Annotated in this window: 19 protein-coding genes and 8 pseudogenes; 13 read left to right on the top strand and 14 right to left on the bottom strand. The window is 71.1% G+C overall.

The annotated features are described in order from the left end of the window. Nucleotides 1-117: 117 nt before the first annotated feature. The gene (locus AC2W7J_RS04925) at nucleotides 118-684 is read right to left on the bottom strand and encodes a YceI family protein (RefSeq protein WP_485981634.1); all 567 of its coding nucleotides are present in this window, start codon (nucleotides 682-684) and stop codon (nucleotides 118-120) included. A gap of 190 nt (nucleotides 685-874) precedes the next feature. Here AC2W7J_RS04925 and AC2W7J_RS04920 point away from each other — a divergent pair, with 190 nt between their 5' ends. Beyond that, a complete protein-coding gene (locus AC2W7J_RS04920; RefSeq protein WP_072626258.1) occupies nucleotides 875-1054 on the top strand; it encodes an Rv0909 family putative TA system antitoxin in 180 nt (59 codons plus the stop codon). 86 nt (nucleotides 1055-1140) lie between these two features. Here the strand turns inward: AC2W7J_RS04920 and miaB are convergent. Further along, nucleotides 1141-2680 (bottom strand): annotated as a pseudogene (gene miaB, locus AC2W7J_RS04915) (tRNA (N6-isopentenyl adenosine(37)-C2)-methylthiotransferase MiaB). A 95-nt stretch (nucleotides 2681-2775) separates the two neighbouring features. Between miaB and idi the strand changes: the two are divergent. From idi to AC2W7J_RS04880, 7 genes and pseudogenes are all read left to right on the top strand, one after another. After that, on the top strand, nucleotides 2776-3351 hold the full coding sequence (gene idi, locus AC2W7J_RS04910) for an isopentenyl-diphosphate Delta-isomerase (RefSeq protein WP_485981633.1): 576 nt from the start codon (nucleotides 2776-2778) through the stop codon (nucleotides 3349-3351). Between the two features lie 56 nt (nucleotides 3352-3407). Next, nucleotides 3408-4391 (top strand): polyprenyl synthetase family protein, encoded by a 984-nt coding sequence (locus AC2W7J_RS04905; RefSeq protein ID WP_485981632.1) that lies wholly within the window; start codon nucleotides 3408-3410, stop codon nucleotides 4389-4391. Beyond that, nucleotides 4388-5134 (top strand): annotated as a pseudogene (locus AC2W7J_RS04900) (phytoene/squalene synthase family protein); the annotation flags it as partial. The gene AC2W7J_RS04905 and the pseudogene AC2W7J_RS04900, both read left to right, overlap by 4 nt. 135 nt (nucleotides 5135-5269) lie before the next feature. Next, nucleotides 5270-6893 (top strand): annotated as a pseudogene (gene crtI / locus AC2W7J_RS04895) (phytoene desaturase family protein). Continuing rightward, nucleotides 6894-7220, top strand: coding sequence for a lycopene cyclase domain-containing protein (locus AC2W7J_RS04890; RefSeq protein WP_485981631.1), 327 nt, complete (start codon nucleotides 6894-6896; stop codon nucleotides 7218-7220). Continuing rightward, a complete protein-coding gene (locus AC2W7J_RS04885; protein ID WP_485981630.1) occupies nucleotides 7217-7546 on the top strand; it encodes a lycopene cyclase domain-containing protein in 330 nt (109 codons plus the stop codon). Before AC2W7J_RS04890 ends, AC2W7J_RS04885 begins: the two co-directional genes overlap by 4 nt. After that, nucleotides 7543-8364, top strand: a pseudogene (locus AC2W7J_RS04880) (prenyltransferase); the annotation flags it as partial. The gene AC2W7J_RS04885 and the pseudogene AC2W7J_RS04880, both read left to right, overlap by 4 nt. Here AC2W7J_RS04880 and AC2W7J_RS04875 read toward each other — a convergent pair. The 6 genes and pseudogenes from AC2W7J_RS04875 to AC2W7J_RS04850 form a co-directional block, all read right to left on the bottom strand. Next, complete coding sequence (locus AC2W7J_RS04875; RefSeq protein WP_485981629.1) at nucleotides 8317-9204, bottom strand: glycosyltransferase family 2 protein; 888 nt, start codon at nucleotides 9202-9204, stop codon at nucleotides 8317-8319. The pseudogene AC2W7J_RS04880 and the gene AC2W7J_RS04875 overlap by 48 nt on opposite strands. Beyond that, complete coding sequence (locus tag AC2W7J_RS04870; RefSeq protein ID WP_485981628.1) at nucleotides 9201-9779, bottom strand: DUF2238 domain-containing protein; 579 nt, start codon at nucleotides 9777-9779, stop codon at nucleotides 9201-9203. Before AC2W7J_RS04870 ends, AC2W7J_RS04875 begins: the two co-directional genes overlap by 4 nt. A gap of 11 nt (nucleotides 9780-9790) precedes the next feature. Then, complete coding sequence (locus tag AC2W7J_RS04865) at nucleotides 9791-9952, bottom strand: hypothetical protein (RefSeq protein WP_485981627.1); 162 nt, start codon at nucleotides 9950-9952, stop codon at nucleotides 9791-9793. A gap of 41 nt (nucleotides 9953-9993) precedes the next feature. Further along, a pseudogene (locus AC2W7J_RS04860) lies at nucleotides 9994-10596 on the bottom strand (transglutaminase family protein); the annotation flags it as partial. Nucleotides 10597-10631: 35 nt separating this feature from the next. Beyond that, nucleotides 10632-11555, bottom strand: coding sequence for an alpha-E domain-containing protein (locus AC2W7J_RS04855; RefSeq protein WP_485981626.1), 924 nt, complete (start codon nucleotides 11553-11555; stop codon nucleotides 10632-10634). Then, the gene (locus AC2W7J_RS04850) at nucleotides 11555-13168 is read right to left on the bottom strand and encodes a circularly permuted type 2 ATP-grasp protein (RefSeq protein ID WP_485981625.1); all 1614 of its coding nucleotides are present in this window, start codon (nucleotides 13166-13168) and stop codon (nucleotides 11555-11557) included. Before AC2W7J_RS04850 ends, AC2W7J_RS04855 begins: the two co-directional genes overlap by 1 nt. Here AC2W7J_RS04850 and AC2W7J_RS04845 point away from each other — a divergent pair. From AC2W7J_RS04845 to AC2W7J_RS04835, 3 genes and pseudogenes are all read left to right on the top strand, one after another. Continuing rightward, nucleotides 13076-13689: pseudogene (locus AC2W7J_RS04845) on the top strand (LamB/YcsF family protein); the annotation flags it as partial. The gene AC2W7J_RS04850 and the pseudogene AC2W7J_RS04845 overlap by 93 nt on opposite strands. Then, entirely contained in the window at nucleotides 13649-14188 is a 540-nt protein-coding gene (locus AC2W7J_RS04840) for a carboxyltransferase domain-containing protein (protein WP_485981624.1), read from the top strand. The pseudogene AC2W7J_RS04845 and the gene AC2W7J_RS04840, both read left to right, overlap by 41 nt. Next, on the top strand, nucleotides 14071-14361 hold the full coding sequence (locus tag AC2W7J_RS04835) for a biotin-dependent carboxyltransferase family protein (RefSeq protein ID WP_223277912.1): 291 nt from the start codon (nucleotides 14071-14073) through the stop codon (nucleotides 14359-14361). The genes AC2W7J_RS04840 and AC2W7J_RS04835 overlap by 118 nt, the downstream gene beginning before the upstream one ends. Here the strand turns inward: AC2W7J_RS04835 and AC2W7J_RS04830 are convergent. From AC2W7J_RS04830 to AC2W7J_RS04805, 6 genes are all read right to left on the bottom strand, one after another. Then, the gene (locus AC2W7J_RS04830) at nucleotides 14318-14938 is read right to left on the bottom strand and encodes a regulatory protein RecX (RefSeq protein WP_485981623.1); all 621 of its coding nucleotides are present in this window, start codon (nucleotides 14936-14938) and stop codon (nucleotides 14318-14320) included. The two genes, AC2W7J_RS04835 and AC2W7J_RS04830, sit on opposite strands and share 44 nt — an antisense overlap. A gap of 14 nt (nucleotides 14939-14952) precedes the next feature. Then, nucleotides 14953-16023, bottom strand: coding sequence for a recombinase RecA (recA, locus tag AC2W7J_RS04825; RefSeq protein WP_072624974.1), 1071 nt, complete (start codon nucleotides 16021-16023; stop codon nucleotides 14953-14955). 231 nt (nucleotides 16024-16254) lie between these two features. After that, entirely contained in the window at nucleotides 16255-17043 is a 789-nt protein-coding gene (locus AC2W7J_RS04820; RefSeq protein ID WP_433954806.1) for an ABC transporter permease, read from the bottom strand. 70 nt (nucleotides 17044-17113) lie between these two features. After that, on the bottom strand, nucleotides 17114-17872 hold the full coding sequence (locus AC2W7J_RS04815; RefSeq protein WP_485981622.1) for an ABC transporter permease: 759 nt from the start codon (nucleotides 17870-17872) through the stop codon (nucleotides 17114-17116). Then, a complete protein-coding gene (locus AC2W7J_RS04810; protein ID WP_485981621.1) occupies nucleotides 17872-18846 on the bottom strand; it encodes an ABC transporter ATP-binding protein in 975 nt (324 codons plus the stop codon). The genes AC2W7J_RS04815 and AC2W7J_RS04810 overlap by 1 nt, the downstream gene beginning before the upstream one ends. After that, nucleotides 18843-19235 carry a DUF3046 domain-containing protein gene (locus tag AC2W7J_RS04805; RefSeq protein WP_485981620.1) on the bottom strand — a complete coding sequence of 131 codons (393 nt, stop codon included), beginning with the start codon at nucleotides 19233-19235 and terminating at the stop codon, nucleotides 18843-18845. The genes AC2W7J_RS04810 and AC2W7J_RS04805 overlap by 4 nt, the downstream gene beginning before the upstream one ends. Between AC2W7J_RS04805 and AC2W7J_RS04800 the strand changes: the two are divergent. Together AC2W7J_RS04800 and AC2W7J_RS04795 are read left to right on the top strand one after the other, a co-directional pair. After that, nucleotides 19183-20204, top strand: a pseudogene (locus tag AC2W7J_RS04800) (agmatine deiminase family protein). The gene AC2W7J_RS04805 and the pseudogene AC2W7J_RS04800 sit on opposite strands and share 53 nt — an antisense overlap. Continuing rightward, nucleotides 20201-20583: pseudogene (locus tag AC2W7J_RS04795) on the top strand (lysoplasmalogenase); the annotation flags it as partial. The pseudogenes AC2W7J_RS04800 and AC2W7J_RS04795, both read left to right, overlap by 4 nt.

Genomic DNA, 20583 nt, shown 5'->3' with positions numbered 1-20583 from the left:
GACCGGCCGCGGGCGGGCACGAGGAGACGCAGAGCGGCGCCGAGACCGGACAGGGGGTTCCGGTCCCGACGCCGCCGGGGGTGTCCGGCGTCAGGGACGCCGGACGGTCTGTGGGCCTCAGGCCTGCTTGATGGCCGAGAGGTCGAGGGTGAGCGTGATCTTCTTCGAGACGAGGACGCCGCCGGTCTCGAGCGCGGCGTTCCAGGTCAGGCCGAAGTCCTCACGGTCGACGTCGGTGCGGGCGGTGAAGCCGGCGCGGACGTTGCCGAAGGGGTCCTGTGCGGTGCCCTCGTACTCGGCGGCCAGCTCGACCTGGCGGGTGACGCCCTTGATGGTCAGGTCGCCGACGAGGGTGAACTCCTCGCCCTTGACGTCCTTGATGCCCGTGCTGGCGAAGGTGATGACCGGGTTGTTCTCGACGTCGAAGAAGTCGGCCGACTTCAGGTGGCCGTCGCGGTCGGCGGAGCCGGTGTCGATCGAGGCGACCTGCATCGTGGCGTTCGCGGTCGAGGCGGCGAAGTCGTCGGCGACGGTGATCGTGCCCTCGAGCTCACGGAAGTAGCCGCGGACCTTGGTGACCATCGCGTGGCGGGCGACGAAGCCGACCTCGGAGTGGCTGGCGTCGAGGACGTACGTGCCGGCGGCCAGGTCGGCGAGGGGGGTGATGGCGGTGGGCTCGGTCATGTCTGCTCCTTGGCGATCGGGGTGGTCTCTTGGTGCACCACCTACATTAGGGGCAAATGATTGTCGTGTCAACTATTGGTTTTTCAACGACATGCACACGCTAGGCCCCCAGCGGTTGAAGCGCGCGGGCTGACGTGTTTGGCTGGTCGCACGGCCCGTCACCGGGCAACCCGACACGAAGGAGAACACCATGGGGTTCGACGATCTGAAGGGCAAGGCGACCGACGCGCTGGGCGACAACAGCGACAAGGTCGAGCAGGTGAGCGACCAGGGCCTCGACAAGGCCGGCGAGTTCGCTGAGGGCAAGGGTGCCAGCTCCGAACACGCCGACAAGGGGAAGGACTTCCTCGACGGCAAGATCGGCGAGTGAGACTGCCTCACTGACATCGCGAAGGGGGTGGGTCACCAGACGGTGACCCACCCCCTTGTCGTGCCCCGGGTGGTGCGGTGGCGCCCTCAGGCCCCGCAGGCCGGGCCGGCGGTCTCCACGGGTGCCGGGGCGCCGATGCCCGGCAGGCCCAGACTCACCGCGGGCTTGGAGACGGTGCCCGCGGCCGCGCCCTCCTGCAGCGCCGCCCAGGCATCGCCGCCCGGCGTGCGGCGCACGCTGAACGACCCCGCCCTCGATCGCCGAGTCGGCGACGAGGTGGTGCGGGGCGCCGTACGTGACGCCGACGGTGACCATGTCACCGGGACGCGGACGCTCGGCCCCGGGCAGGTCCTCGGGCAGGGCGAAGTGGACGAGGCGGTTGTCGGGGGCCCGACCGCTCAAGCGCGCGGTCTCGCGGTCCTTGCGCCCCTCCCCCGTCGCGACGAGGACCTCGAGCTCGCGGCCCTCCTGCTCGCGGTTGCCCGCCCACGAGATCTCGTCCTGCAGTGCGACGAGCCGCTCGTAGCGTTCCTGGACGACCGCCTTGTGCACCTGGTCGGGCATCGTCGCCGCCGGCGTGCCGGGCCGGATCGAGTACTGGAAGGTGAAGGCGGAGCTGAAGCGCGACTCGCGCACGACCCGCAGCGTCTCCTCGAAGTCGTCGTCCGTCTCCCCGGGGAAGCCGACGATGATGTCGGTCGTGATCGCCGCGTCGGGGATGCGGTCGCGGACGCGCTCGATGATCCCGAGGAAGCGCTCGGAGCGGTAGCTGCGGCGCATCGCCTTGAGCACGCGGTCGGATCCGGACTGCAGCGGCATGTGCAGGCTCGGCATGACATTGGGCGTCTCGGCCATCGCGTCGATGACGTCGTCGGTGAAGGCGGCGGGGTGCGGGCTGGTGAAGCGCACCCGCTCCAGCCCCTCGATGTCGCCACAAGCGCGCAGCAGCTTGCCGAAGGCGAGCCGGTCGCCGAACTCGACGCCGTAGCTGTTGACGTTCTGCCCGAGCAGGGTCACCTCGACGACGCCCTGGGCGACGAGGGCCTCGAGCTCGGCGAGGATCTCGCCGGGACGGCGGTCCTTCTCTTTGCCACGCAGCGCGGGGACGATGCAGAAGGTGCAGGTGTTGTTGCAGCCGACCGAGATCGACGTCCAGCCCGAGTAGGCCGAGTCGCGGCGGGTGGGCAGCGTCGAGGGGAAGGTCTCGAGCGACTCGAGGATCTCGACCTGCGCCTCCTCGTTGTGCCGGGCGCGGTCGAGCAGCGCGGGCAGGCTGCCGATGTTGTGCGTGCCGAAGACGACGTCGACCCACGGGGCGCGCTCGACGATCGTCGCGCGGTCCTTCTGCGCCATGCAGCCGCCGACGGCGATCTGCAGGTCGGGGTTGCGCTGCTTGAGCGGACGCAGCTGCCCGAGGTTGCCGTAGAGCTTGTTGTCGGCATTTTCGCGGACGGCGCAGGTGTTGAAGACGACGACGTCGGCGACCTCCCCGCGCTCGTCGGCGGGCAGGCTCGCGCGGTCGACGTAGCCGGCGGTCTCGAGGAGGCCGGCGAGTCGCTCGGAGTCGTGAACGTTCATCTGGCACCCGTGGGTGCGCACGTCGTAGGTCTTGGGTGCAGCACTCATGTCAGTCGAAGGGTAGTCGCCCGCCAGAGCAAGCAGTAACGCAAACCCTCCACACTGGCGTCCAGGTGACGTTGCTCAGATAACATGCTGACACCATGAGCACCGCAGACCAGGACCAGGACCCGGCCGATCTGGTCGTGCTGCTTGCCGACGACGCGCGGCCCGTGGGGACCGCCCCTCGGGCCGACGTGCACACAGACCGCACGCCGCTCCACCTCGCCTTCTCGTGCCACGTCACCGACGGCACCGGCCGCCTCCTCCTCACCCGACGCGCCCTCAGCAAGCGGACCTGGCCGGGGGTCTGGACGAACGCCTTCTGCGGGCACCCTCGCCCGGGCGAGGATCCCCTGGACGCGGTACACCGCTACGCCGAGCACGAGCTCGGGCTCCGGCTGGACCACCTCGAGCCCCTGCTCCCAGATTTCCGTTACCGAGCGGTCGACGCCTCGGGCATCGTCGAGCACGAGGTCTGTCCTGTCTGGCTCGCCCAGACGACATCGGACCCGAGCCTCAACCGAGACGAGGCCGTCGAGGCCCGATGGGTGACGCCGCACGAGCTGAGGACGACGGCCGAGGTCGCGCCGTGGGCGCTCAGCCCGTGGCTCGTCCTCCAGCTCGACGAGCTGCCTGCTGGCCGAAGCGCCCTCGACCAGGTCGGCCAGGCCGTATGACGTCGGCACCCCGTCACGCCGAGCCCACCTCTGTGACCGCATCGCCGGCAGCGGCCGTGTCGGCGGATGAGCTCAGCGACGCTCAGGTCCTGCGGGACGCCGTGGCCGCGGCAGGCAGCGGCGGCAAGCGCTTCCGCCCTCGTCTCGTCCGTTCGGTCCACGACTTGCTCGGCGGTGACGCCGGCCCGGCCGTCGACCAGGTCGCCGACGCCGTGGAGATGCTGCACACCGCCTTCATCGTCCACGACGACGTCATCGACGGCGACGACCTCCGACGGGGTGCGCCGAGCACGCCTGGCCGCTTCCACGCCGACGCGCTCAGAGTCGGCGCCCCGGCGGCTGCGGCCCGCTCCTACGCCACCGCCGGCGCGATCCTCACCGGGGACCTGGCGCTCGGCGCGGCCATGCGGGCCGTGGCCTCGGCGCCCGTGCCACGTGAGCGGATGCTCCAGCTTCTCGACCTCTTCGACCACACCCTGGCGGTCTCGGCCGCAGGAGAGCTGGCGGACGTCCGCCTCTCGCTCGGTTCCGAGGAACCGACGCTGCAGGAAGCGCTGAGCGTCGCCGAGCACAAGACCGCGGTGTACTCCTTCAGCCTGCCGATGCAGTGCGGCGCCGTGCTCGCCGGCTCCCCGGACCGGCTCGTCGACGGCCTCGGCCGCATCGGGCGGCACCTCGGCCTGGCCTACCAGCTGGTCGACGACCTCACCGCCGTCTTCGGCACGCCGGCCCAGACCGGCAGGCCCGGCATCGCCGGTGACCTGCGCGAGGGCAAGCGCACACCGCTCGTCGTCCACGCACGCACCACCTCGGCATGGCCTGTCCTGGAGCGCCATCTCGGTGATCCCGACCTCGACGAGCAGGGCGTCGAGCACGTCCGGGCCGCCCTCACGACTGCCGGATCACGCTCCTTCGTCGACGACCTCGCCACGCAGCAGCTGCGCGAGGCGACCACGCTCGCCGAGGACCTGAGCCTCCCACCCGAGCTCGTGACGTGGGTGGGCGAGGTCGCGGGCTCCCTCGAGGGCGGCGTGGCATGACACCGGCCCGACATCAGCGCGACGAGGCCCCACCCCACGTCCGCTACGACGCGACCGCCCAGGCCGCGGCCGAGCTCGTCATCGCCCGGTACTCGACCTCCTTCGGTGCGGCGAGCAAGCTGCTCGCCGAGCCCGTCCGGGCGCGCGTGCGCAGCATCTACGCCCTCGTCCGGGTCGCCGACGAGATCGTCGATGCTCCCCGCCCCGACGTTGCCACCGACGAGCAGCGCGCTGTGCTCGACCATCTCGAGCGCGAGGTGAGCGTCGCGCTCGACCGCGGCCTGAGCTCTGACCTGGTCGTCCATGCCTTCGCCCGGACAGCGCGAGCATGCGGGATCGGCATGGACCTCATCGAGCCCTTCTTCGCCTCGATGCGCACCGACCTCACTCGCACCACCCACGACGAGGCAAGCTTCGCGAGGTACGTCTACGGCTCGGCCGAGGTCGTCGGTCTCATGTGCCTGCGCGCCTTCCTCGCCGACGAACCCGACGCCCAGGCCAAATACGACCGGCTCGCCCCGGGGGCTCGACGCCTCGGGGCCGCCTTCCAGAAGGTGAACTTCTTGCGAGACATCGCCGCCGACCGCGACGAGCTCGGTCGCCGCTACTTCCCGGGCGTCGACCCGCACCGCATCGACGACGCCGACCGTGACCGGCTCCTCGACGACCTTGACAACGACCTCGTGATTGCCGCCAACGCGGTCGAGGAGCTGCCCCCGAGCAGCCGGCGTGCCGTCCGCGTGGCGCACCGGCTCTTCGCCGAGCTGTCCGGCCGACTGCGCGAGACCCCCCGTGGAGCGGCTGCGCCACGAGCGGGTCCGGGTCCCGGGCCCCCGCAAGGCCGCGATCGTGCTCGACAGCGTCGTTCGAGGCCGACGATGAGGCCCCTGCCCTGGACCGGTCGGACCAGCCAGCCCCGCGAGCCCGGGACCGTCTGCGTCATCGGTGGCGGGGTGAGCGGTCTGGCCACATCAGCGCTGCTCGCCGCCGACGGCTGGCAGGTGGATCTCGTCGAGCGCTCGGAGCGGCCCGGCGGCCGGGCGGGGCTGTGGGAGCACGACGGCTACCGGTTCGATACCGGGCCGTCGTGGTACCTCATGCCCGAGGTCTTCGCCCACTTCTTCGAGATGCTCGGTACCTCCGTCGACGCCGAGCTCGACCTCGTCCGGCTCGACCCGGGCTACCGGGTCTTCTTCGAGCATGACGAGGAGCCGGTCGACGTGCGGGCGACCCGTGCGGCCAACGAGGCGCTGTTCGAGTCCCTCGAGCCCGGTGCTGGGTCGGCACTGTCGGACTACCTCGACTCCGCGCGCCACGTGTACGAGCTCGCCGTCGACCGCTTCCTCTACACGAGCTTCGACTCCAGCGGCTCGCTGCTCAACGCCGACGTGCTGCGCAACGGGCCCCGCCTCTCGAGCCTGCTGACTCGTTCACTCGAGTCCCACATCGCCACCCGCTTCGACGACGCACGGCTGCGTCAGATCCTCGGCTACCCCGCCGTCTTCCTCGGCACCTCGCCAGACCGCGCCCCGAGCATGTACCACCTCATGAGCTGGATGGACCTCGCTGAGGGCGTGCTCTACCCGGCAGGGGGCTTCACGACGATCGTCGACGCCCTCGTGCGGGTGGCCGAGCGCCACGGCGTCCGGGTGAGGACGAGCACGACCGCGACCGCCATCCGCACGACTGCCGCGCGCGGTCAGCGTGCCCGCGTGATCGGCGTCGACGTCACCGGCCCGGACGGGGAGACCCAGGAGATCCCGTGCGATGCCGTGGTCGGGGCGGCCGACCTGCACCATGTCGAGACCGCGCTGCTCCCCGAGCACCTCCAGACCTACCCGCAGTCGTGGTGGGAGCAGGTCGACCCGGGCCGGGGTGTGGCTCGCGATGCTCGGCGTCGACGTCGAGCTGCCGCAGCTCGCCCACCACTCACTCTTCTTCACCACCGACTGGCGGGGCAACTTCGACGACATCCTCGGCCCTGAGCCCCGGGTGCCCGACCCGGCCTCGATCTACGTGTGCCGGCCGTCGGCGAGCGACAGCACCGTCGCCCCCGCCAGCAAGGAGAACCTCTTCGTCCTCGTCCCTGTCCCCGCAGACCCCACGATCGGCCGGGGCGGCACGGACGGCGCCGGTGACCCCGTGGTGGAGCGAACCGTGGACGCGGCCATCGATCAGATCGCTGCGTGGGCAGGCGTGCCGGACCTTGCCGAGCGCGTCGAGGTCCGGCGCACCGTCGGGCCGGAGGACTTCGTGCGGGACCTGTCGTCCTTCTCCGGGAGCATGCTCGGACCGGGACATGTCCTGCGCCAGAGCGCCTTCTTCCGCGCGGACAACGTCTCGAAGAAGGTCGACGGGCTCTACTACGCGGGCTACTCGACCCGCCCCGGCATCGGGCTGCCGATGTGCCTCATCAGCGCCGAGCTCGTGCTCAAGCGGCTGAGGGGCGATACCTCGAGCGGGCCGAGCGTCACCCCGACCGGCGATGTCGAGGTGGGCTGAGTGGGTCTGCTCTACCTCGGCTTCGTCGTGGTCTCCACGGTCTGCATGGGTCTCGTCGACCACCGGTGGCGCCTCGCCCTCTTCGACCGGCCCGCCCGCACCCTCGCCGTCGTCGCAGCAGGCTCATTGCTCTTCCTCGTGTGGGACCTCGTGGCGATCGAGTCGGGCATGTACGTGCGTGGCGAGTCGCCCGCGATGACCGGCATCGAGCTGCTGCCCGAGCTCCCCGTCGAGGAGATCTTCTTCATCGTCTTCCTCAGCTACCTCACGTGCGTGCTCCACGGGCTCTTCTCGAGCCTGATCCCCCGCGGCGAGGTGACCTCATGACCTACGCCGGCCTGGCCGTCTGCTTCCTCGCCGCCGCGGCGCTCGTCCTCGTCGCCGCCGCCGTGCTGCGCCGACCCGACCGGCGCTGGTGGCTCGCGACCGCTGCGACGGCGCTGGCGCTCGTCCTGCTCACCGTGATCTTCGACAACCTCATGATCGCCGCCGACCTCTTCCGCTTCGACGAGGCCCAGCTCTCCGGCATCCGCATCGGCCTCGCACCGCTCGAAGACCTCGCGTGGCCGGTCGCGGCCGCTGCCACCCTGCCCGCGCTCACGCTCCTGCTCGATCTCGACCACCCACGAGCCACCCGCGGAGCCCGGCGATGAGCGCCGCAGCGCAGCAGCGGTCGGCTCCGTCCTCTCCCTTCGCCCACGTCCTCGCGGCCTCCCGGCCGCTGTCGTGGGTCAACACGGCCTACCCCTTCGCCGTCGCCTACCTGCTCGCCGGAGGGCGGGTGGACCTCGCCTGGGTCGTCGGGACGCTGTGGTGCCTCGTGCCCTACAACCTGCTCATGTACGGGGTGAACGATGTCTTCGACTACGAGTCGGACATCCGCAACCCCCGCAAGGGAGGAGTCGAAGGGGTCGTCCTCGATCGTGGCCTGCACCGGGCCACCCTGTTGTCGGTGGTGGTGTCGAACCTCCCCTTCGTCGTCGCGCTTGTCCTCCTCGGCGATCTCCGCTCGACCCTCGTCCTCGCGGTGAGCGTCTTCGCACTCGTCGCGTACTCAGTCCCAGGGCTGCGATTCAAGGAGCGGCCCTTCCTCGACTCGCTGACGTCGAGCACCCACTTCGTCAGCCCTGCCGTCCTCGGCATCGCGCTGGCCGGTGGTTCCTTCGACCCGGTCACCCTCGCCGCGCTCGCCGGGTTCTTCGCCTGGGGGGTCGGGTCGCACGCCTTCGGCGCGGTGCAGGACATCGAGGCCGACCGGGCAGGCGGCATCGCTTCGATCGGCACCGTCCTGGGGGCGCGGCGCACGACCGGCTTCGCCCTGCTCGCCTACCTCGTCAGCGGGCTGCTCCTGCTGGCCCTGCCCTGGCCGAGCACGCTCGCTGCGGCCCTCGTCCTGCCCTACCTCGCCAACGTCGTGCCGTACCTACGGCTCGACGAGGCCGAGTGCGAGCGTGCGCACGCAGGCTGGCGACGCTTCCTCTGGCTCAACTATCTCACCGGTTTCCTGCTCATCCAGCTGATCATCGTCGCGAGATCGGCCTGCCCGGTCGCTGACCTCGAGACGCGCCCGCTCGATGCGGTCGCGCCACCGCAGCCACGGCGGGTGCACCTGCCAGTTGAGCTCGAGGGTCCGCACAGCCCGTGCGAAGCGCCGACGCACCTGCGCGGCCCCACGCAGCGACCGGGCCGAGACCCCGACGTGCAGGCCGCGCGCCAGCCGAACCCTTCGGCCCGGCCCGAGGACGAAGGCGAGGTCCATGTCGTCGTGCACCTCGGGATCCTCGCGGTGCACCTCGTGGCGGACGGCGAGCCAGGTGCTGCGGCGAACGGCCATGCTCGAGCCCCACAGCGCGGTCTGGCCGAGCGCGAGGTGGCTCAGGACGTAGTACGCACCGAGGTACAGCGCAGCCACCGGCGGCCCGAGTGGGCGGGGCAGGTCGTAGAAGGTGCCGGTGCCGGTCACGGCGCTCACCGCAGGGTCGGCCATGGCCCGGGCGACCCCCTCGACCCAGCCCGGGCCGGGACGGGAGTCGGCGTCGAGACGGGCGATCACCTCGCCGCGGGCAGCGTCGTAGCCGGTTGCCGCAGCAGGGGGGATGCCGACCCGTGGCTCGTGCATCACCGTCGCTCCGTGCGCCCGTGCGACTGCTGCCGTGTCGTCGCGGGATCCGTTGTCGACGACGACGATCTCGAGCGGCGGCACGTGCTGGCGGGCGAGCAAGGTCAGACAGGTGCGCAGGGCCACGGCGTCGTCGCGAGCCGGGATGACGACGGAGACGCTCGGCAGGCCGTGCCCGGCGGGTGCTCTCATCCTGACCCCTCGGGCTCAGGTCTGCTCAGGGCGAGCAGGACCGCGGCCACGACCGCCCCGACCACCCCGGCCCCGAGATCGCCGAGCGTGTCCTCGTACCCCACCTGGATGCGGTCGTCGAGGACGGTGTGCCCGAACCACTCACCCATCTCCCAGAGGAGGGCGAGGGTCGTGGCCAGGGTGCTGCTCACGACGACGACCCCCAGCCGAGTCATGCCCTCACCGAAGAGCCCGAGCCGCTCGAGCGCGGCGTAGCCGATCGCGCCGACGAGGCCGGTCAGTGCGGCATGCACGACGACATCGAGCCAGCTGACGGCGAGGTACCAGTCGAGCATCGCGGCCCAGGCGCCGACGAGGATCGTCGCGCAGTAGGAGAGATCGAGCGGCGCGGGGGTCCCCAGGGCGCGGGGGATCATCGAGCCCCCGAGCACGAGCATGAAGAGCGCGAAGCCGATGAATCCCCAGCCGAGCGTGCCGAGCACCACGCTCAGGGCCGCCGCGAGGCGCAGGAGATCCGTGGCGACCGGGCGGAGCGAGTCCCGCTGGCTCTGCCGTCGCGGCGCAGTCAGGGGCAACCCGCCGACCCTCAGCTGACCCGGGTGAAGGTGATCTCGACGTCGAGCTCGGAGAGCTCGGGTCCGGCGTACATCCCCCGGAAGGGCGCGACGTCGTCGTAGTCGCGCCGCGGCCGACGACGACGTGGTCGAGCCCCACGGGCGCGAGGTTCGTCGGGTCGTAGGGCATCCACGCGCCGTCCCAGATCTCGATCCAGGCGTGCGACTCGCCGGCGCAAGACCGCCCGCGCTCGAGGTCGGGCTCGCTCGCGACGTAGCCGGAGACGTACCGGGAGGGGATGCCGATGCAGCGCAGCGCAGCGAGGGTGACGTGCGCGAAGTCCTGGCACACGCCCTGCCCCTTGGACCAGGCGTCCTCGGCGGTGTCGGAGACCTCCGTGACGCCCTTGGCGTAGCTCATCCGCTCGTGGACCTGCGTCGAGATCGCCTGGGCAGCAGCCCGTGGGGTCGGCTCGTCGCGAGCCGCCTGCGCGATCTTCGTCAGCTCCTCGGTGGTCGTCGTGCGCGGGGTCGCGGTGATGAGCTCGCTCAGCAGGTCACGGGTCTGCTCGTTGGCCAGCGCATCCCAGCCGGCGCCGCTCGCCTCCGCGACTGTCTCCGCGCGCTCGACGGTCGACATCGCCTCGATCTCGAGGGTGTCGTGCGCGCCCTGGGACTCGACTGCCATGACCTGGGTGCCCCAGTGGTCGGTGTAGACGTTGCTCCACGAGTGCGGGCGTACCCGGATCCGCGCCTCGAGCGTGGTCTGCCCGGGCTCGCTCAGCGGCGTCATCCGCAGCTCGTTGTGCGAGGCGACGACGTCGCCGTCGTAGCGCATGACCGTCCGGTGCACGATGCGGTGCCGTCGGGTACTCACAGGATCTCCCCCGTCCACTCCTGGACCGGGCCCGACATGAAGTAGCGGGCCCCGATCGCGTCCGATGCCTGGGTGACCGACTCTTGGACCAGACCCATCATCGCGGGCAGGTCGTCCAGGACGTCGTCCGGGTCGGCGTACTCGAGCTGGGTGCGGGTCTGGCCGAGGATGCGGCGGGCCTCGTCGGAGAAGCCCACTCGGTCGGTGTCCGGCGAGAGGGTCGTCAGCCGGTCCTCGGCCTCACGCAGGGACGCGAGGACCGAGCGCGGGAAGCGACGGTCCAGCGAGAGGAAGGCCGCAGCGGTGCGGTCGGTGATAACACCCCGCATGGTGCGCAGCATCGCCTGCTGGGCACCGCAGCTCGCCAGGACGATGCCCCAGTTCGGGCCGCCGTCGATCGCGCCGGTCGCCACGATCCGAGCCGTCATATCGGCACGCTCGAGCGACCGCCCGAGGCTGAGGAAGTCCCACGCCTCGTCGTGGCTCATCGTCGAGTCGGCGATGCCGGCGACGAGGGCGGCACGCTCGGTGACCCAGCCGAGGTGCTGCTGGGTCGCGGTCTGCGCCCCGAGGCCGTTCCACCGGTGCCAGGAGGTGTTGATGACCTCCCACAGCTCGGTAGAGAGGGTCTCCCGGGCCCGGCGGGCATTCTCCCGCGCGGCCAGCCACGAGCCGGAGATGGCGCTCGGGTTGTCCGCGTCGAAGACGAGCCGGCTGGCCACGTCGGCGTAGGTGACATCGGGGCTGACGTCGTCGAGGCCCATGATCCCGCCGAGAAGCATCCACGAGGTGTAGTTCACGTCCTGCCCCGGGTCCTCGATGAGCGAGAGCCGCAGCACGTCGACCATGCGCGCGGTGCCGTCGGCGCGCTCGATGTACCGGCCGATCCAGAAGAGCGAGTCCGCGATCCGGCTGAGCATCAGGCCTCCTCCCCTGCCGTCGAGTCATGGTCCGGGCCCGCCTGCGGTGGCGAGGTGTCCCCCGGCTCGGTCTCGGAGTCGAGCAGCTCGGTGGGCGGCGCGCTGTCGTCGCTCGGCATCGGACGGTTCGTGCCGAGGAGGATGACCTCATCGCCACTCGTCGGGACCTTGGCGTAGCGGCCGGCGAGCACCCACGTGTCCTTCGAGCCACCGCCCTGGCTGGAGTTGACGACGAGTTGCCCCTCGGGCAGCGCGACGCGGGTCAGCCCGCCGGGCAGCACCGTCACCTGGTCCCCGTCGTTGACGGCGAAGGGGCGCAGGTCGACGTGCCGAGGGCGCAGCTGCCCGTCGATGAGCGTCGGCACGGTGGAGAGCTGGACGACGGGCTGGGCGATCCAGCCCCGCGGGTCCCGCTCGAGGTTGGCGCGCAGCTCGTCGAGCTCCTCGCCGCTCGCCTTCGGGCCGATGATCAGTCCCTTGCCGCCTGAGCCGTCGACCGGCTTGACGACCATCTCGTCGAGGCGGGAGAGGACCTCTTGGAGGGCCTCGGGCTCGTTGCAGCGGTAGGTGTCGACACCGTGGAGGATCGGCTCCTCGTCGAGGTAGTAGCGGATGAGGTCAGGCACGTACGAGTAGACGAGCTTGTCGTCGGCGACGCCGTTGCCGATGGCGTTGGCCAAGGTGACCCGACCCGCCCGGACGGCGGAGATGAGACCGGTCACCCCGAGCATCGAGTCGCGACGGAAGTGCACCGGGTCGAGGAAGTCGTCGTCCACCCGCCGGTAGATGACGTCGACCCGCTCCTCGCCGCGCGTCGTGCGCATCCGGACCTCGCCGCCGCGGACGACAAGGTCACGACCCTCGACGAGCTCGACACCCATCATCCGCGCGAGGAGCGTGTGCTCGAAGTACGCGCTGTTGTAGACGCCGGGGGTGAGCACCACGACGGTCGGGTCGGTGCGGCCCTCGGGAGCAGCCGCACGGAGCGCGTCGAGCAGGATGCGCGGGTAGTGGTGGACCGGGCGGATCCGCATCGTCGCGAAGGCCTCGGGGAAGACGTTGGCCATGGCCCGCCGGTTTGCGATGACGTAGGAGACGCCGGAAGGCACCCGGACGTTGTCCTCGAGGACGCGGAAGTCGCCCTGCTCGTCGCGGATGAGGTCGATGCCCGAGACATGGGCCCGGACGCCGTTGGCGGGGCGCAGACCGGCCACGGCGCGGTGGAAGTGGCTCGAGGTCGCGATGAGCCGCCACGGGATGATGCCGTCCTCGACGGCCCGTGGCATAGCCCCTTCGCGTGAGTAGATGTCGTCGAGGAAGGACTCGAGGGCGAGCACCCGCTGGGCGACTCCGCGCTCGACGGTCTGCCAGCTCTCCGCGTCGATGACGCGCGGCACGGCGTCGAGCGGGAAGGGGCGCTCCTCCCCGGCGTGGTCGAAGGTCACGCCCTGGTCGAGGAACATCCGGGCGAGCGCGTCGGCGCGCTCCTTGAGGCTGTCCGGGTCCATCGCGCGCAGCGTGTGGTGGATCGGCTTGTACGGAGCGCGGGGCTCTCCGGATCCGTGGTCGAACATCTCGTCCCACGCGTCCCCGGTCGGGTAGTCGTCGAACATGCTCGGCCCCTCGGCGGTCGCGGGGGTCCCCCGGCCCTGAGACTGTCGTTGTACCTGGGTCACCCCCACACCATAGGGCCCCGACGTTGCCGCGATGTTTCCCGCCGGAGGCCTCTTTCGGCAGGGCTCTGCGACGATGTCGCTGTGGTGACCATCGACCTCAACGCGGACCTCGGCGAAGGCTTCGGCCGGTGGGCCCTGACAGACGACGAGGGCCTGCTCGACGTCGTGACGAGCGCCAACGTCGCGTGCGGCTTCCACGCTGGGGATGCCGAACGATGCAGCGCGTCGTCGCCCTGTGCGCCGAGCGCGGCGTCGTCGTCGGAGCGCAGGTCTCCTACCGCGATCTCGCGGGCTTCGGCCGTCGCTTCATCGACGTCGACCCCGCCGAGCTGACGGCGGAGGTCGTCTATCAGGTGGGCGCCCTACGCGCCTTCGCCGAGGCTGTCGGGGCCCGCGTCGCCTACGTCAAGCCGCACGGTGCGCTCTACAACGCGGTCGTACACCACGAGGGGCAGACTGCCGCTCTCGTCGAGGCCGTGCGGCCGCTCGGCGACGACCTCGTCGCGCTCGGGCTGCGGGATCGGCTTGGCTGCGTCGTGCCGACGGCGCCCGCGCCGTGCGGGGCGCACCGTCCTCGTCACCCTCGACCCACGCGTGACGACGACGGCGGTAGCCGCTCCCCTGCGCTCAGCCGCCGGCACGCTTGGCCGGCCCACCGGGAGCCCGACGAGCCGGGCCCACGAGATCTCCGTCGTCTACGACGGCGCCGACCTCGCCGTCGTCGTCGAAGCCTGCAATACGTCTGTCGAGGCGGTCGTCGAGCGAGATGTCCGGACGAGGTGGGAGGTCACCTTCCCCGGGCTTCACCTATCTCGCCGGCGCACGCTCACGAGCGCGGAGTGGTCGGTGACGGCAGACGTCGACCGGGTCGGGCGCGGCTGCAGGGACCCACCCTCGCGCGAGCCGTCACCGACGAGCTGCCGAGCGAGGAGGTGGTCCGCGGATCGGTCCAGGTGAGCAGCGACGGGCAGCCGACGCTCTTCCTCAGCGACCACCTGGTGACCGGGGCCTACCCCGTCATCGCCGTGCTCACCGCGGAGTCGTGCGACCGTGCGGCCCAGCTCGTGCCGGGTGCTCGCGTGCGGCTCAGTCGCGCTGGTGCTCCGGCTCGGCGTCGAGCGCCTCGGTGATGACCACTCTGGCGACGTCGTGGCCGTAGCCCTTGCGGGCGAGCATGCCGGCCAGCCGGCGGGTCTGGACGGCGCGGTCCAGGCCGTGCATCGAGCGCAGCTTCTTGGCGACGAGCTCGTGCGCGCGAGCCCGCTCGTCCTCCGGGTCAACCTCGTCGAGGAGTGACTGCGCGAGCTCGTCGTCGACGCCCTTGGCCCGCAGCTCGTGCGAGATCGCCCGTCGAGCCAGCCCGCGGCCGGCCTGCTTGGACCGGATGAAGGCCTGCGCGTAGGCCTCGTCGTCGACGAGCCCGACCTCCTCGAAGCGGTCGAGCACCTCGCGGGCGACCTCGGGCGGGCAGCCCTTGCGGGTCAGCGCCTCCTGCAGCTGCTTGCGGCTCTTGGGCGCACCGGTCAGCTGACGCAGGACGACTGCTCGGGCGACTGCGTGCGGGTCGGCGTCGGAATCGCCCTGCGGGCCCTGTGGGTCGGGGCGGGGCGGCTCACCTGCACGCTCCTCGATGGCGGAGACCGCCGCGCGCAGGCCCTCGAGTCGCTCGTGGGTGCGCGCGGCGGTCGGCCGGTCGTGCTCGCTCATGGGATGGGACCTGATCAGAAGTCGACCGGGACCTCGGCCGGCGTCTCCTCCTCGGCCTCGGGCTGGACCCCGATGCCGAGCTTGGTCTTGATCTTGGTCTCGATCTCCTCGCCGAGCTGCGGGTTGTCCTTGAGGAACTTGCGGGCATTTTCCTTGCCCTGGCCCAGTTGATCGCCCTCGTAGGTGTACCAGGCACCGGCCTTGCGGATGAAGCCGTGCTCGACACCCATGTCGATGAGCCCACCCTCGCGGGAGATGCCCTGCCCGTAGAGGATGTCGAACTCGGCCTGCTTGAAGGGCGGGGAGACCTTGTTCTTGACGACCTTGACGCGGGTGCGGTTGCCGACCGGGTCGGTGCCGTCCTTGAGCGTCTCGATGCGTCGCACGTCGAGCCGGACCGAGGCGTAGAACTTCAGCGCCTTGCCACCGGTGGTCGTCTCGGGCGAGCCGAACATGACGCCGATCTTCTCCCGGAGCTGGTTGATGAAGATCGCCGTCGTACCGGAGCTGTTGAGCGCACCGGTGATCTTGCGCAGCGCCTGGCTCATCAGCCGGGCCTGCAGACCCACGTGGCTGTCACCCATCTCGCCCTCGATCTCGGCGCGCGGCACGAGCGCCGCGACGGAGTCGATGACGATGATGTCGAGCGCACCCGAGCGGATGAGCATGTCGGCGATCTCGAGCGCCTGCTCACCGGTGTCGGGCTGGCTGACGAGGAGGGCGTCGGTGTCGACACCGAGCTTCTTGGCGTACTCGGGGTCGAGCGCGTGCTCGGCGTCGATGAAGGCGGCGATGCCGCCGGCGCGCTGGGCGTTGGCCACGGCGTGCAGGGCCACGGTCGTCTTACCGGAGGACTCCGGGCCGTAGACCTCGACGACCCGGCCGCGGGGCAGGCCGCCGATGCCGAGGGCCACGTCGAGCGCGATCGCACCGGTCGGGATGACCGCGATGGGCGGGCGCACGTCGTCGCCCAGGCGCATCACCGCACCCTTGCCGTGCTGCTTCTCGATCTGGCCCATGACGTTGTCGAGGGACTTGAGCTTTTGCTCGTGGAGCTTGCTGTCGATGGCGGTGACCTCAGCCATGCCACACCTTCCTTGTCGTCGTGTCGGGCGCGTCCACCGGCGACCAGGTCCACACGGTCGGACGTGTCGTGCGCTCTGGTCAGACGCTAGGGGCCGCCACCGACAACGGTCCGCAGCTGCCGTGGGGCTGTGGACGCCGGTGCTGTCGGTCGGGCACCTGTGGACAACCGTAGCCGAACACGTGTTCGAGGTCGGGAGCGACGCGCCGACACGCCGCACTCCCCCTTCGGACTACGAACGCAGGAGGGTCTCGATCCGTCGCGAGGTCGCCCAGACACCGACCGCGCCGAGCGCGACGAGGTAGCCGACGTGCCACAGCAGGCCCCACCCGACCTCGCCGAGCATGAGCCCACGCTCCAGCGCCACCCCGTGGTAGAGCGGCGTCGCCTGGACGATCGGTTGCGCCCACCCGGGGTAGGTCCCGAGGGGGAAGAAGGTCGCCGACAGCAGGAAGAGTGGCTGGATGACGAGCATGACCCAGTCGAAGTCCACCCACGAGCGCATGAAGGTCGTCGCGAACATGCCGACGGCCGAGAAGGCCAGCCCGATGAAGACCGCCGCGGGCACCGCGAGGAGCGACCACCACGACTCGACGACGCCGACCGCGAGCGCCACGAGGTAGAAGACGAGCGCGTAGACCCCGCCCCGGATGAGCGACCAGACGACCTCGCCGACGGCGATGTCGCGCGGGCCCAGCGGGGTCGCGAGCATCGCGTCGTAGATGCGGGCGTAGCGCAGCTTGAAGAAGACGTTGAAGGTCGAGTCCATGATCGCGCCGTTCATCGCCGACGCGGCGAGCATGGCCGGCGCGACGAAGGCCGCGTAGGCGACCTCCTGCCCGCCGTCGGTCACGACGACGGGCACGAGCGACCCGACCCCGATGCCGAGGGAGAGCAGGTAGAAGACCGGCTCGGCGAAGCCGGTGACGAAGGCGGCCCACTGGCGCCGGAAGCCGACGACATTGCGCTCGACGACCGAGCGCCACATCGCCAGGCCGGGCGTGAGGACGCCGGTGCTCACGAGACCAGCCTGCGCGTCATGCCGGCGCGGGCGTAGACCCAGCCGGCGCCGACAAAGAGCACCAGCACGGTCAGGTGCACGAGGTCGAAGGGGGCGAAGCTCCCGTGGCCGCGGCCCGGCACAGCTCCACGCCGTGCCACAGCGGGGTCACCCAGGCGAGCACCTCGAGGACGAGCGGCAGGCGCTCGACGGGGAAGAAGGCCCCCGAGAAGAGCATGAGGGGCGTGATGACGAGGCGGTAGACGACGTTGAATGCGGAGTCCCCCTTCGCCCGGGCGGTGAAGCCGAAGAGCGGCACCGCGAAGGCCAGCGTCACGAGGACCCCGATCGGCACGGCGAGCAGCACCCACCACGACGTGAAGCTGCCGAAGAGCGCGGCGACGAGCACGAAGGCGGCCGCGGCGAACCCGCCCTGCGCGGCGATGACGCCGAGGTGACCGAGGAGGAGGTCGCTCACGGTGAGCGGGGTGGCGAGCATCGAGTGGTACATGCGGTTCCACGTGAAGAGCCCGTAGACCGGGTAGGTCGACTCGCTCACCGCGGTCATCATCGCCTGCACCGCGATCATCGCCGGCGCGACGAAGAGCAGGTAGGGCACGCCGTCGACGCCGCCGCTCGCGTCGTCGACGAGCGAGCCGAGCCCGATCCCCATGGCCAGCAGGAAGAGCAGCGGCATGACGAAGCGGCTGAAGACCGACCCCATCCACGTACGCCGGTAGACGAGACCGAAGTAGCCGGCCACCGCCGCCACCCGCTCCATGGGACGAAGGGGGGACCGCTCGCCGTGCACGTGGCGCCCGGTGACGGCCGTCGTCTCCACGGTCGCCATCAGTCGACGAGGGTGCGGCCGGTGAGGTGGAGGAAGACGTCCTCGAGGCTGGAGCGACGCACGATCGATGAGACCGGCTGCAGACCGCGGGCGTGGACCGCCTCGAGGGCACCGTCACCGTGGTCGGTGTAGACGAGCAGGCGGTCGGGCAGGGCCTCGACGCGCTCGCCGACGCCCTCGACGAGGTCGGCGGCGTGCAGGTGGTCGTCGACCGGCAGGCGCAGCTCGAGCACCTCTCGCGTGGAGTGGGTCTCGATGAGCGAGCGAGGTGAGCCCTCGGCGACGATCCGGCCACGGTCCATGACGACGAGTCGGTCGCACAGCTGCTCGGCCTCGTCCATGTAGTGCGTCGTGATGATGAGCGTGACGCCCTGGCGCTTGAGGCGGAAGAGCCGGTCCCAGAGCACGTGCCGGGCCTGCGGGTCCAGGCCGGTCGTCGGCTCGTCGAGCAGGAGGATCTCGGGGTTGTTGATGAGCGAGCGGGCGATCGTCAGGCGACGCTTCATGCCGCCGGAGAGCGGCTCGACCTTGTCCTTGCGCCGCTCGGTGAGCTGGGCGAAGTCGAGCAGCTCGTCGGTGCGCTCGCGGATCACCTTGCGCGGCAGGCCGAAGTAGCGGCCGTAGACGTGCAGGTTCTCCTCGACGGTGATCTCCTCGTCGAGGTTGTCCTGCTGCGGGCAGTTGCCCAGGCGAGCGCGCACCGCGGCGCCGTCGGTCACCGGGTCGAGGCCGAAGATCCGCAGGTCTCCCCCGGTCGGCGGCGAGGTCGCGGCGACCATCTTCATCGTCGAGGACTTGCCGGCGCCGTTGGGCCCGAGGAAGCCGAAGGACTCACCACGGGTGACCTCGACGTCGATGCCGTCGACCGCGGTGAAGTCGCCGAAGGTCTTGGTCAGGCCGGAGGCGCTCAGCAGGACGTCGGAACCACCCCGCTGGTCGAGGTGCGAGGCACGAGCCTCGAGACCACCGCTCACTCCGGCACCTCGTTGGCGATCTCGGGCGGGACGGGCATCGGCTCGCGGTCGACCCCGAGCCGGCGGTGCGTCGGGATGTCGAGGTCCTCGCACAGGGCCTCCCACACGAGGCGAGGGGACTCCCCTTCGTCCAGGGCGGCGGCGACCGTGCGGTCACCGAGCGCCTGGACCACGTGGCCTCGCGCCAGCGTGTGGGCATAGGCCTGCCCGAACTCGTCCTCCATGAGGGTCCAGAAGTGACTCAGCCGCACTCGGCGAGTGTAGGTGCCTGCCGGCAGGCATACTGCAGCCACGACGACGAGGAGGCGCTCGATGCGCGAGCAGACCCGGTGGCGCATGCCCGCCGAGTGGACCGGCCACGAGCGCACGTGGATGGCCTGGCCCAGCAACGGCTACACGCTGGGCGACACCCCCGAGGAGGTCGCCAGCGCGCGGCAGACGTGGGCGGCGGTGGCCCGGGCGGTCGCGCGCTTCGAGCCGGTGACCATGGTCGTCGCCCCGAGCGACATCCACCGGTGCCGCGAGCACCTGCGCAACGACACCGCCCACCCCATCGACATCGTCATCGCCGACCTCGACGACGCGTGGATGCGCGACATCGGGCCGAGCTTCGTCCTCTCCCCCGACGGCGAGCTCGGCGCGGTCGACTGGATCTTCAACGGCTGGGGAGCCAGGCCTGGGCCACGTGGGACCTCGACGCGCGGATCGCGGCACAGGTCGCCGACGCGGCCGGAGCCCACCACCTGCCGTCGTCGATCGTCAACGAGGGCGGCGGGATCCACGTCGACGGCGAGGGCACCGTGCTGCTCACCGAGACCGTCCAGCTCGACCCCGGTCGCAACCCCTCGGCGACGAAGGGGGACATCGAGGCCGAGATCGGTCGGCAGCTCGGGGTCGACACCTTCGTCTGGCTGCCCCGTGGGCTGACCCGGGACTACGACGAGTTCGGCACCCGCGGGCACGTCGACATCGTCGCGACCTTCACCTCGCCCGGCCACGTGCTGCTGCACTGGCAGGAGGACGAGTCGCACCCCGACCACGCGGTGAGCCGCGAGATCGAGCAGGTCCTGCTCGCCGCGACCGACTCCGCCGGGCGGCGCCTCGAGGTGACGCGCATCCCGGCGCCGCAGACCCTCACCGACGACGAGGGGCCGGTCGACTGGTCCTACGTCAACCACCTCGTCTGCAACGGCGGCGTCGTGGCCTGCGTCTTCGACGACCCGCACGACGAGCGCGCCCTCGAGGTGCTGCGCTCGGTCTACCCGGGGCGCGAGGTCGTCGGCGTCGACGCACGGCCGCTCTTCGACCGGGGTGGCGGCATCCACTGCATCACCCAGCAGCAACCGGAGTCCGCATGAGCTTCTCGTCCTTCGTCCGCGAGCGCGCGGACCTGCTCGCCTATGCCCCCCTTGCGCTGGCGACGACCGCCGCCGACGTGCTCGGTCGCGATCGGGCGCACGTCACGACCAAGGTGGCGCTCGCCCCGACGCTCGCCGCGGGTGTCCTGGCCACGCGCTCGCAGCGTGGTGCCGGGCGCACCGGCACGCTGCTCGCGGCGCTCGCCGGGTCGACCGTGGGTGACTGGTTCATGTACCGATCCAGCCGCAGCGAGCGTGACGAGTCCCGACGGTTCATGAGGATCGGGGCGAGCGCCTTCGGGGTGCAGCAGGCCGGGCTCGGCGCGCTGCTGCTGCGCGACGGCGCGCGCCGCACCGGCGGCCGGTGGCCGTCACCGCG

The sequence above is a fragment of the Janibacter sp. CFPM2_SD2 genome (assembly GCF_057364645.1).
The sequence above is the reverse complement of the archived record's forward strand: the minus strand, read 5'-3'. Positions and strand labels throughout refer to the sequence as shown.